Here is a 10484-nt window from a genome sequence, read left to right as displayed (position 1 = left end):
CCAAGATCACACGGCAACTGACCACCGATTGGTTCGCCCGGCGGGTGGATGGACGCTACCACAGTTGCCTTGAGAAGAGCGGCAGCGGGAACTGACGAGGTGGTACCAGACCGTTGCCCTGCCCGCGAGCCGTCTGGCAAGCGTTTGTAGTGCCCATTGCGCGTGCTGGAATTACGCATATGCAATGGTTTACGGGATTTTCTGGCGAGCTTTTGGTTTCTACGGCAAGCCTTTGAGGATTCTTGAGCGCCAGCGGCCGCGAAGAGTTTGCCTGCGCGTCGCCGCGCTGCTGATTTGCGGAGGGATTGGCGTGCCGGTGCTCTCCCTTGCTTCCTCCGGTCGGTTATCCTCTTACCGGTGAGAATGAAGCGCGTGGCCGTCCGCTCTCGAGCCTGCGGCTATCGCGTGTCGGCGACCCACTGCGCGGCTCGCCGCGTGACCGTCGAGCCAGGGAAACCGAGAACGAGTTGGCATGCAGTAACTTGAGCGAAGACCGCGCCGAATTGGCGGCGTGGCAGCAACCCGAACACCCATTTGCAACGAGAGCGAAATGACGGGCATCCCACCGCCGGCGGTTTTTGACTGTGACGTACTGGTGATCGGCGGCGGCCCGGCCGGCTCCACGGCAGCAACGCTGCTGGCCGAAAAAGGCCACCGCGTGACGCTGCTCGAGAAGACCCGTCATCCGCGCTTCCACATCGGAGAATCGCTGCTGCCGGCGAATCTGCCGCTGTTCGAGCGCTTGGGAGTGGGCGACGAGGTGCGTGCGATCGGCATCGAGAAGCACGGGGCCGAGTTCGTTTCGCCCTGGCACGATCATCCCCAGACTTTCCACTTTGCCAACGCCTGGAACAAGACGATGCCCTCGGCCTACCAGGTGCGGCGTTCGGAGTTCGATGCCATCCTGCTCCGCAATGCGGCGCGCAAGGGTGCCGAGGTGGTCGAGGAGTGCCGGGTGCGCGATGTCGACCTGCTGCCGCAGGCGCGCGGCGCCGTCGTGCGGGCACGGATGGCAGAGGGCAGCGAGCGGGTCTGGCGGGCGCGCTTCCTGGTCGATGCGTCGGGTCGAGACACTTTCATGGCCAATCGGCTGCAGGCCAAGCAACGCAATCCGCGGCACAACAGCTCGGCCGTCTACGCTCAGTTCACCGGTGCGCGGCGTCACGCCGGGAGCGCAGAAGGCAATATCAGCATCTTCTGGTTCGAGCATGGCTGGTTCTGGTTCATCCCCCTGCGCGACGGGGCGACCAGCGTCGGTGCCGTGGTCTGGCCCCATTGCCTGAAGGCGCGCAAGGGCTCGCTCGAAGAGTTTCTGCACCGGGCCATCGCCAGCTGTCCCGCGCTGGCCGAGCGCCTGGCCGATGCGCAGCTTTCGTCGAAGGTCGAGGCCACCGGAAATTTTTCCTACGTCACCGACCATACGCACGGCGACGCTTATGTCCTGCTCGGCGACGCCTTCGCCTTCATTGATCCGGTGTTTTCCTCCGGCGTCTGGCTGGCGATGCAGAGCGCCGTGGCGGGCAGCGAGGCGATCGACACCTGCCTGCGCGAGCCGCGGCGTCGCCGGCAGGCGCTGGCGTGTTTCGATCGCGTGGTGCGGCGTGGTCCACGCGAGTTTTCGTGGTTCATCTATCGCATGACGACGCCCACCATGCGCAGTCTGTTCATGGGTCCGCGCAACTTCCTGCGCACCGAGGAGGCTCTGCTCTCGGTGCTGGCGGGCGACATCTACGGCAGTACGCCGATCTGGCGTGCCCTGCGCATCTTCAAGGTCATCTACTACCTGCATGCGCTTTGCCGTCCGCGACAGACGGTTGCCGCGTGGCGTCGCCGCCGGCAGAACATCCGCGCCGTCAATGACGTCGCCGTTTCGGTCGGGCCGTGAACGCGCAGCCTGCCTTCCCCACTACGGTGGACCTGGTGCCTGGCGCCAACACCGGCCGCATTGTCTTTGGGGCGGATACGCTGGCAGGCGACGGCGTCGCACTGGCGGTGCCGGCAGCACTGCTCGCCGGTCCGGCGGGTGGCGTTGCCGTGGCGCGGCTGTCGCCTGCGGCGGCGGTTGTGGAAAGCGACGGGTTTCGCTGCCTGGCTGATGGCGAACTGCTTTTCGGAGTAAGCAGTATCGACGAAACAGGCACTGGCGATGGGCTCGGCGTGACCACCGAGCTTGCCTACCGGCGGCTGTTCACGACGATGGCGGCACTGGGTTACCCGGTACTGGTGCGCGTGTGGAACTATCTGGCCGGGATCAACCGCCAAGAGGAGGGTGTCGAACGTTATCGGCGCTTCAATCGCGGCCGCCAGCGGGCCTTTGCCGCCGCCGGCCAGGCGCTGACGGGGCGGGTGCCCGCCGCCTGCGCGCTGGGGGTGCCCGCAGGCCCGCTGCGCATCGCCTTCCTCGCCAGTCGTCGGCCCATGCTTCCCCTTGAGAACCCGCGCCAGATCAGCGCCTACCACTATCCGGACGACTACGGAGCGTACAGCCCGACCTTTTCGCGGGCGGCCCTGCTGCAGGCGGGGGCTTGCGAAAACCTCTTCATTTCCGGCACGGCGGCGATTGTCGGCCACCGTTCATGCTATACGGGCGATGTTGTGGCACAGGCAGAGGAGACGGTGGCCAATCTGCTGGCGGTGATCGCAGGCGCCAACCTGCTGCTCGATCGGGCCGCCTTTGCCGCCAGGCAGCTCGACTACGTGGTCTACCTGCGTCACGCGGGTGACCTGCCGCCGGTGCGTGCCCTGTTGCTCGCACGCCTGGGCGTGTCGCCGGAGCGCCTGGTGTTCGTGGCGGCCGACGTCTGCCGTGCCGAATTGTTGATCGAGATCGAGGCCGGCGGCCGGGTCGAGGCAAGGGGTCGAGCGTGAATCGCTGCGTGGCGATGCTTGTCGTCAGGCGGGCACTGGCCAGGCGCTTCGGCGCGTGCCGCGTGCCGTGCAGGCCGGGCAAAGCCGCGGCCCGGCTCGCCAGCGCGTAGGGAGGGGCCCGCCAATGCTGCCGATATTGCCTGTCGCCACCCCCGCCAGCGCTCGCCTGCCGCGCTGGTATGAGTACGTCTGCCTGGTCCTCGGCTTGGGCTTTCTCGGCCTGATGTGCCTGGGCTGGACGCCGATCGCGGCGCTGCTCAACGTGGTGATGCCCGAGGATGCCGGTCGTCGTCTTGGCCGTCGCGTGATCAGCGGCGGCTTCAATGCCTACCTCCGCTGGCTCGAATGGCTTGGCGCCTGCCGCTTTGATCTCGACGAACTGGACACCCTGCGCGCTGCGGGTCCGCTGGTCCTGGCCCCGAATCACCCCTGCCTGCTCGATGCGGTGATGGTCATCTCGCGCCTGCCCGACGTCGCCTGCATCATGAAAGCGTCGTTGATGGACAACCTCTTCCTCGGCGGCGGCGCCCGCCTGGCGCGCTACATCCGCAACAAGCCGGTGCTCGGAATGGCCCATGGCGCCGTCGACGACCTCAAGCGCGGCAGCCTGCTGCTGGTCTTTCCCGAAGGCACGCGCACGGTGCGCAGCCCGATCAACCGGTGCCAGCCGACCACGGCGCTGATCGCCCGGCGCGCGAAGGTGCCGGTGCAGACCCTGCTGATCGAGACCGACTCCGCCTATCTGTCCAAGGGCTGGTCGCTGTTTCGCCGGCCCGATATGCCGATCCGCTATCGGGTACGGCTCGGTGCGCGCTTCGATCCGCCGCGCGATGGTGCCGAGTTCGCCGCTCAACTCGAACGCTACTTTGCCGACGAGCTGTCCCGCGCCGAACTGGTGCCGCCGCCTTGTCCGGCTGCTTCGACATGACCCCATCGACCACCCATTGTGTCCTCATTCCGAGCTACGACCCGGGGCCGAAAGTCTATGAAACCGTGCGCGCCGCACGCGCGCAGTGGACGCCGGTGTGGGTGGTGGTGGACGGTAGCCGGGACGGCACGGCGGAAGGCCTGAGCGCCCTGGCGGCGGAGGACGCCGGCCTGCGCGTGATCGTGCTGCGGCAAAATGGCGGCAAGGGCGCAGCCGTGTTGCACGGCCTCGATCTGGCGGCGGCCGAGGGCTTCAGCCATGCCTTGACGATGGATTCCGACGGCCAGCATCCAGCCGAACTGATTCCCCGTTTCATGGCCGAGTCGGCCGCCCACCCCGCTGCCATGGTGCTCGGCAAGCCCGTGTTCGACGCCAGCGCACCCTTGCTGCGGGTGCGCGGGCGCAAGATTTCCAATGCCTGGGCCGACCTCGAGACGCTGTGGATGGGTATCGGCGATTCGCTCTACGGTTTCCGCGTCTATCCGATCGAACCGCTGCGCCAGGTGATGCGCGGCCAACGCTGGATGCGGCGCTTCGACTTCGACCCCGAGGCGGTGGTGCGGCTGGCCTGGCGCGGCGTGCGGCCGCTGAACCTGCCGGCACCGGTACGCTATTTCAGCGCCGGCGAAGGCGGCGTCTCGCATTTCAATTACCTGCGCGACAACCTCCTGCTGACGTGGATGCACACCCGGCTGTTTCTCGGCTTCCTGGTTCGCCTGCCGCTACTCGCAGCACGTCGTTTCCGCTAAGGGTCTGCGCCGGCGCGGCGGCGTCCAGTGATCGCCTGGCCGCCGTTCGTTCTTTGCGGGGAGGCCGGTCAGGTCAGGGCGTCCTGCTGGCGCCTGCTGACCGCGAGAGACCGCCAATGCAGCGATGACGCCGCGCCGGCCAGTCCGAGAGCGAAGCCGGCCAGGACATCGACCAGCACATGTTGCTTGATGGCCAGCGTCGAATAGGCGATGGCCAGGCACCACAGCCAGTTTCCCCAGCGCACCCCCGCGCCGGCAGCGAGCTCGTGCAGGCGTCGATCGATCCACAGCGCCGAGAATGCGGCGGTGGCGACGTGCAGCGACGGGCAGGCGTTGCCGGTGGCATCGATAGCGCGCAGGAAGACGAAGCCCGGATAGCTGTCCCAATCGATCACCGTTGCCGGAACCGCCGTCGGCCAGAAGAGAAAGCAGGCGAGGCCGATCAGGCACACGGTGGTCATCGCGAGCCCGTACAGCTGCAGTTCGGCGCGCTCTTGCAGCAGCGCGGGCGGCAGGGACACGTAGAGCCACAGCGTGAGATAGATCGGCAGCGCGTTCGGCTGAAAGGCGAGCGAACGGTCGAACCAGGTGAGAGGCATTTCCGTTGCCGGGAACAGCGGCGCCTTGAGCAACTGCAGGTAGGCGACCATGAACACGCTGATGAACAGCGTCGTGCCGATCGCCTTGAGTGCGGCATGGCGCCGGAGGATGGAGGGCAGCGGCTGATACCAGGGGGTTTCGGGCATGACATCTCGGCGGGGGCTGCAGCATCCTGGCGCGCATGCACCTGGATCCTGCAGTGTATCAAGGGGAACGCCAGGCGTCGTCATTGCCACAGCATGGACAACTTGCGGCACAATGCGGCACTCCTTTCAGGTCACCCGGCATGTCCGGGCCGATAAGCTCCGATGACCACGCCCTCGTCCCCGAACGATCAGGTGGTGCATGCCCCGCACCGCCCGCTGACCGATTACTACGCCGGTGAGGAGGAGCGGCGCGGTTTCCTCCGTGGCCTTTTCGATCGCACGGCGGCCGACTATGATCGCGTCGAGCGCTTGCTGGCCTTCGGCAGCGGCCCGTGGTATCGCGGTCAGGCTTTACGTCGGGCAGGACTGGCAAAGGGGATGCGCGTGCTCGATGTCGGCACCGGCACCGGGCTGGTCGCCTGCGAGGCGGTGCGGCTGGTCGGCGATGCGACCCTGGTGACGGGTGTCGACCCCAGTTCGGGAATGCTCGCCAACGCGCGCGTGCCGACCGGGGTGACCCTGCTCGAGGGCAGTGCCGAATCGATTCCCCTGCCCAACGCCAGCATCGATTTCCTCAGCATGGGCTACGCCCTGCGCCACATCGGCGACCTTTCGGCCGCATTTGAGGAGTTTTATCGGGTGCTTCGTCCGGGCGGCCGGATCTGCCTGCTCGAAATCACGGCACCCGAACGCGCGTTTGGCCGCAGCCTGCTGCGCCTCTACATGCGCGGCGTCGTGCCGGTGGTGGCGCGCCTCAGCGGCAGCGGTGCCGAGACTGCTCGCTTGTGGCGCTACTACTGGGACAGCATCGACGCCTGCGCGCCGCCGGCGCGGGTGATCGACACCCTCGCCGCGGCCGGCTTCAGCGCTGCCCGTCGTCACACCGAAGGCCACCTGCTGTCGATGTTGGCCGAGTACCAGGCGGTCAAGCCCTGAGCGTGGCCTGGCGCTTTGGCGGGTCGCCGGGTGGGACAGGCAGCGGGTGGTCTGCCGCGCTGGCCGGACGAGGTCACACCAGCGCGACGGACACGGCCGCCGGCGTCAGATCATGCCGCCGTTGATCGAGATGATCTGACCGCTGATGTAGGCGGCCTGGTCGGAAGCGAGAAAACCGACCAGCTCGGCCACTTCCTCGGCGCGGCCGGCGCGCTTCATCGGCACCAGGCGGGCGATGGCGTCGGCATCGAAGCTGCCTGCGCTCATGGCCGTGGCGATGATCCCCGGGGCGACGGCATTGACGGTGATGCCGCGGCTGGCCAGTTCCAGCGAAAGGGCGCGGGTGGCCGAATGCAAGGCACCCTTGGCGGCAGCGTAATTCACCTGGCCGCGGTTGCCGGTGACTGCGGCGACCGAGGTGATGTTGATGATGCGGCCCCAGCGGGTGCGAATCATCGGCAGCGTCAGCGGCTGCGTGACATGGAAGAAGCCGTTCAGGCTGACGTCGATAACCCCTTGCCACTGTTCGGCGCGCATGCCGGGAAAGATCGCATCGTCATGAATGCCGGCGTTGTTCACCAACACCTGCACGGCGCCGTCCTCGAGGATGGCGGCAATGGCGGCGGCGGTGGCCGCTCCGTCGGTCAGATCGAAAGCGACCGCCGAGGCGGCGAAGCCGGCCGCGCTGAGTTCCGCGGCGAGCGCTTCGGCGCTAGCGCGGCGCCGATGGGCGTGGATGATCACCTGGCAACCGTCGGCCGCCAGGCGGCGACAGATGGCGGCGCCGATCTCGCCGCTGCCGCCGGTGACCAGGGCCCGTCGGCTCATGGCTGGCGGGAAGCGGTGGCGAGGCGCTCGGCGTCGAGCACCACCGCGGCGCGTCCGCGCACCAGGCAGCGCCCGTCGGCGCTGACGTCGAAGGCATAGAGCAGCAGGTTGTCGTCGCCGGAGAGGCGTTCGGCGACGATGTCGAGCGTGTCGCCTGCCTCGTCGAGTCGCTCGGCAAGCAACTCCACGCCGCGTACGCTGGCGATGTAGCCCCGCCGCGGTGTCGCACCGGCCACCGCCAGCAGCGCGCCATGGACGGCCATCGCCTGCGCCGCGTACTCGATGCCGCAGGCACTGCCCAGTCGCCCACCGGCGCGCAAGGGGTTGTCGGCGGCACGATGGCTGAGCGCCTGGCAGTGAATGCGCTGCGTGTCCCACGCCGCGACCCGTTCGAGCAGGCTCATGGCACCGTCGTGGGGGATGTGACCAGCGATCCAGTGGCGATCGCGGCTGGCGTTCGGCGCGCTCATGGCGCGGCCTTGACGCTGACGGCGAGTCGCACGTCGTCGAGATAGTCGAGTACCACCCGGCCAGTTTCCGCATGCCTCTGCAGCCGTGCGAGGCACGCCAGCAGCGGCAGGCTGCGCGCCGCCGGGATGCCCTGGCGCAGCGCCTCGAGGGGAGCGTTCGCCAGGCTATTGACGGTTTCGTCGGTCAGGGCCAGGGTGATCTGCGCCTGCCCCGCAGCCGACGCCTGCGCCGTCAGCAGCAGGCCGACGCCGAAGGCATCGGCGATCGGACGGACGGCGCGCAGCGGTTCCGGATAGGGCGCATCGTGCGCGATCAGCAGCACCGGGCGCTGTTCGCTGATCGCTTGCACCAGCGCTTCGAGCAGGCCCGCGGCGAAGCTGCCGTCGTAGGCGCAGATGATCGACGACGGTGCCTGCGCACCGGTGGCGATGCCCCAGTAGCCGGAGGCGGCGTTGTTGACCGAATTGTGAAATCGGGTCGGCGAGATCAGCCGGTCGTCCGAGGCGAGTGTTTCGCAGATGGCGTGACAGTTGGCGCCGTCGCCGCCCGAGGAGGCGAACACGGTGGCCAGGCTGGAGGCGTCGGCGGCCGCCGCCGCGACCGTTTGCAGGCCGGTGGCGAGCGCCAGCTTGATGACGTTGCCAACGCGGCGGCGTTCGGCTGCCGGCAGCACGGCGAGGGGTGGAATCGCCGTCGGGGCGCTGGCCAGGGCGGCATGGCCGGCGAAGACTGCCTGCAGGGCGAACCAGTCGCTGATGCCGGGGCCGATGACGCCGACGCCGCGCACGTAGGCAGTCAGGGCCGGCATGCATCGCCCCGGCTGAAGACCAGGCTGGCGTTGGTGCCGCCGAAGCCGAAGGAGTTGGAGAGCACGTGGCGCAGCGCTGCGCTGCGCGGGGCGATGACGTAGTCGAGGCCGATCGCGGGATCGGCATGACGGGTACCGGGGCTGCCGGGCAGCAGGCCGTCCTGCAGCGCAATCGCGCAGATCACCGCTTCCAGCCCGCCGGCAGCACCCAGGGTGTGGCCGCTGGCGCCCTTGGTGGAACTGGCCGGCGTGCGGCTGCCAAAGAGCGCCCGTACGGCATTGCCCTCGGCGGCGTCGTTGCTCGGGGTGGCGGTGCCATGCAGGTTGATGTAACCGATCTCGGCGGGCGACAGGCCGGCGCGTTGCAGGGCGGCCGCCATGGCCAGGCGTGCGCCGTGGCCATCGGGGTGCGGCGAGGACATGTGATGCGCGTCGCTGGATTCGCCGTAGCCGGTGAGCAGGACGGCATCCGCGGGCAGGGCGCCGGCTGGTCGCTCGAGCAGCGCGAAGGCCGCGGCCTCGCCGATCGATATGCCGTCACGTTCGCTGTCGAACGGCCGGCAGGCCTCGGCAGACAGCAGTTCCAGCGAATTGAAGCCGTACAGCGTGGTGAGACAGAGCGAGTCGACGCCGCCGACCACCGCGGCGTCGATGACGCCGCTGTCGATCAGGCGCGCGGCGCTGGCGAAAACCTTGGCGCTGGAGGAGCAGGCGGAGGACACCACGGCGGCCGGACCGCCGAGCCCGAGGGCCCGGCGCACGAAGTCGGCGACGGAGAAGACGTTGTGCCCGCCACGGTAGTCGAAGGCGGCCGGCAGCGCGCCGCTGGCCGGCTCGCGCTGGCGGTAGGCGAGCTCGGTTTCGAAAATGCCGGCGGTGCTGGTGCCGAGGATGACGCCTACCCGCCGGGCGCCAAAACGAGCCGCGGCGTCACGCGCGGCCTGCTCGAAACCGTCCTGCATCAGGCCGAGGCGGGCGAGGCGGTTGTTGCGGCAGGCGTAGCGTGTGAGCGCTGCCGGCAGCGCGGTGGCGTCGACCTTCGCTACTTCGCCGGTCCAGGTGGACAGTCTGGCGTCGGCAAACTGGCAAGGGCGCAAGCCGCTGTGATTGGCACGCAAGGCTTCGCGCAGGGCATCGAGTCCGCTGCCCATGCAGCTGGCAGCGGTGAAGTGGCGAAGCAGGAGTGGGCGCACGGCAGTCCGGACGAGCGGGTCGAGCCGGGGATTCTATCAAATCGGGCTTACCTGCGCGGCGGCGACCCGGGCCCGCCGCAGTTTCCCGGCTAAAGGTCTGCCCCGGCGCCCTGGCGGGGCGACCTCGACGCCGAGGGCACGTGCGGCAGGCGCTTGCCGTTGGCGCTGTTCACTTGCGGGCGGCTGACAGCGGCACCGGACGCAGCCCGGCGGCGGCGCAGGCCGCGAGCAGGGACGGCAGGACGTCGAGAATCAGCGGCCGGCCGCTCGAGTGGCTGCGCGCGGCGTGACCGTCGTGCAGGAGCAGGATGTCGCCGGCGGCGAGGCCCTTGGCGAGCCGCGCGAGCACCTTGTGCGGATCTCTTTCGCGGGTATCGAAGCCGCGCCGGGTCCAGCTCGCCAGCTGCAGGTCGTGGCGTGCCAGTACCGGTTCGAGGAAGGGGTTGCGCAGCCCGGCAGGGCAACGAAAGAACTGCGGCCGGCGGCCGCTGAGGCGGGCCAGCGTCGCCTGTCCGGCGCTGACCTCGTGCTCGAAGCCGGCCGGACCGAGCAGCGAGAAGCTGTGCCGGTGGTGCTGACTGTGGTTCTCGACGTCGTGGCCGCGCCGGACGATCTCGGCGACCAGCCCGGGATGCCGTTCGGCGCGGCTGCCGATGCAGAAAAAAGTGGCCTGCGCATTGTGCGCGGCGAGCAGTTCGAGGACCGCCGGCGTGACTTCGGCGTCCGGCCCGTCGTCGATGGTGATGGCGATTTCCCTGCGGGCGGCGGCGGCGGCCGGCAGGCGGCTCCAGTTGGGACCGAGCAGGCGGCTGCGCGGCCACAGCCCGGCGGCGGTGAGCAGCAGGTGATTGACGCCGAGTGCGAGTAGCGGCAGCGGCCAATGCGCGGGTTGGACGATCAGGCTGGCGAGGGCCGCGACATGGACGACGGCCGACAGCAGCAGGCAGGGGGTCGGGC

Annotated in this window: 12 protein-coding genes; 6 read left to right on the top strand and 6 right to left on the bottom strand. The window is 68.8% G+C overall.

All coding sequences use genetic code 11. From position 1 onward, the window contains the following. The first annotated feature begins 5 nt into the window (after window positions 1-5). The 5 genes from RUW20_RS21600 to RUW20_RS02370 all read left to right on the top strand — a co-directional run bounded on the left by RUW20_RS21600 (window position 6) and on the right by RUW20_RS02370 (window position 4545). Entirely contained in the window at window positions 6-95 is a 90-nt protein-coding gene (locus tag RUW20_RS21600) for a DUF1615 family protein (RefSeq protein ID WP_409559287.1), read from the top strand. Window positions 96-550: 455 nt separating this feature from the next. After that, the gene (locus tag RUW20_RS02385; protein WP_313950597.1) at window positions 551-1885 is read left to right on the top strand and encodes an NAD(P)/FAD-dependent oxidoreductase; all 1335 of its coding nucleotides are present in this window, start codon (window positions 551-553) and stop codon (window positions 1883-1885) included. Then, window positions 1882-2868 (top strand): hypothetical protein, encoded by a 987-nt coding sequence (locus RUW20_RS02380; RefSeq protein WP_313950596.1) that lies wholly within the window; start codon window positions 1882-1884, stop codon window positions 2866-2868. The genes RUW20_RS02385 and RUW20_RS02380 overlap by 4 nt, the downstream gene beginning before the upstream one ends. 124 nt (window positions 2869-2992) lie before the next feature. Next, on the top strand, window positions 2993-3796 hold the full coding sequence (locus RUW20_RS02375) for a lysophospholipid acyltransferase family protein (RefSeq protein WP_313950595.1): 804 nt from the start codon (window positions 2993-2995) through the stop codon (window positions 3794-3796). Next, window positions 3793-4545: a glycosyltransferase family 2 protein gene (locus RUW20_RS02370; RefSeq protein ID WP_313950594.1), complete on the top strand. Its 753-nt coding sequence runs from the start codon at window positions 3793-3795 to the stop codon at window positions 4543-4545. The genes RUW20_RS02375 and RUW20_RS02370 overlap by 4 nt, the downstream gene beginning before the upstream one ends. A 68-nt stretch (window positions 4546-4613) precedes the next feature. Here the strand turns inward: RUW20_RS02370 and RUW20_RS02365 are convergent, their stop codons facing one another. Continuing rightward, window positions 4614-5291, bottom strand: coding sequence for a phosphatase PAP2 family protein (locus tag RUW20_RS02365; protein ID WP_313950593.1), 678 nt, complete (start codon window positions 5289-5291; stop codon window positions 4614-4616). A gap of 162 nt (window positions 5292-5453) precedes the next feature. Between RUW20_RS02365 and RUW20_RS02360 the strand changes: the two genes are divergently transcribed. Continuing rightward, complete coding sequence (locus RUW20_RS02360; RefSeq protein ID WP_313950592.1) at window positions 5454-6227, top strand: class I SAM-dependent methyltransferase; 774 nt, start codon at window positions 5454-5456, stop codon at window positions 6225-6227. Between the two features lie 105 nt (window positions 6228-6332). On the opposite strand, the gene fabG is transcribed toward RUW20_RS02360, so the two are convergent. From fabG to RUW20_RS02335, 5 genes are all read right to left on the bottom strand, one after another. Next, window positions 6333-7055, bottom strand: coding sequence for a 3-oxoacyl-ACP reductase FabG (fabG, locus tag RUW20_RS02355; protein WP_313950591.1), 723 nt, complete (start codon window positions 7053-7055; stop codon window positions 6333-6335). Then, a complete protein-coding gene (locus RUW20_RS02350; protein ID WP_313950590.1) occupies window positions 7052-7525 on the bottom strand; it encodes a 3-hydroxylacyl-ACP dehydratase in 474 nt (157 codons plus the stop codon). The genes fabG and RUW20_RS02350 overlap by 4 nt, the downstream gene beginning before the upstream one ends. Further along, a complete protein-coding gene (locus tag RUW20_RS02345; RefSeq protein ID WP_313950589.1) occupies window positions 7522-8334 on the bottom strand; it encodes a beta-ketoacyl synthase chain length factor in 813 nt (270 codons plus the stop codon). Before RUW20_RS02345 ends, RUW20_RS02350 begins: the two co-directional genes overlap by 4 nt. Further along, complete coding sequence (locus RUW20_RS02340) at window positions 8322-9527, bottom strand: beta-ketoacyl-[acyl-carrier-protein] synthase family protein (protein ID WP_313950588.1); 1206 nt, start codon at window positions 9525-9527, stop codon at window positions 8322-8324. The genes RUW20_RS02345 and RUW20_RS02340 overlap by 13 nt, the downstream gene beginning before the upstream one ends. A gap of 169 nt (window positions 9528-9696) precedes the next feature. Then, window positions 9697-10484: polysaccharide deacetylase family protein (locus RUW20_RS02335; protein ID WP_313950587.1), on the bottom strand; the 788-nt coding region annotated here is incomplete at its 5' end.

Origin of the sequence: Accumulibacter sp., assembly GCF_032229525.1 — a bacterium.
In the GTDB taxonomy this organism is placed as follows: Bacteria; Pseudomonadota; Gammaproteobacteria; order Burkholderiales; family Rhodocyclaceae; genus Accumulibacter.
The sequence above is the reverse complement of the archived record's forward strand: the minus strand, read 5'-3'. Positions and strand labels throughout refer to the sequence as shown.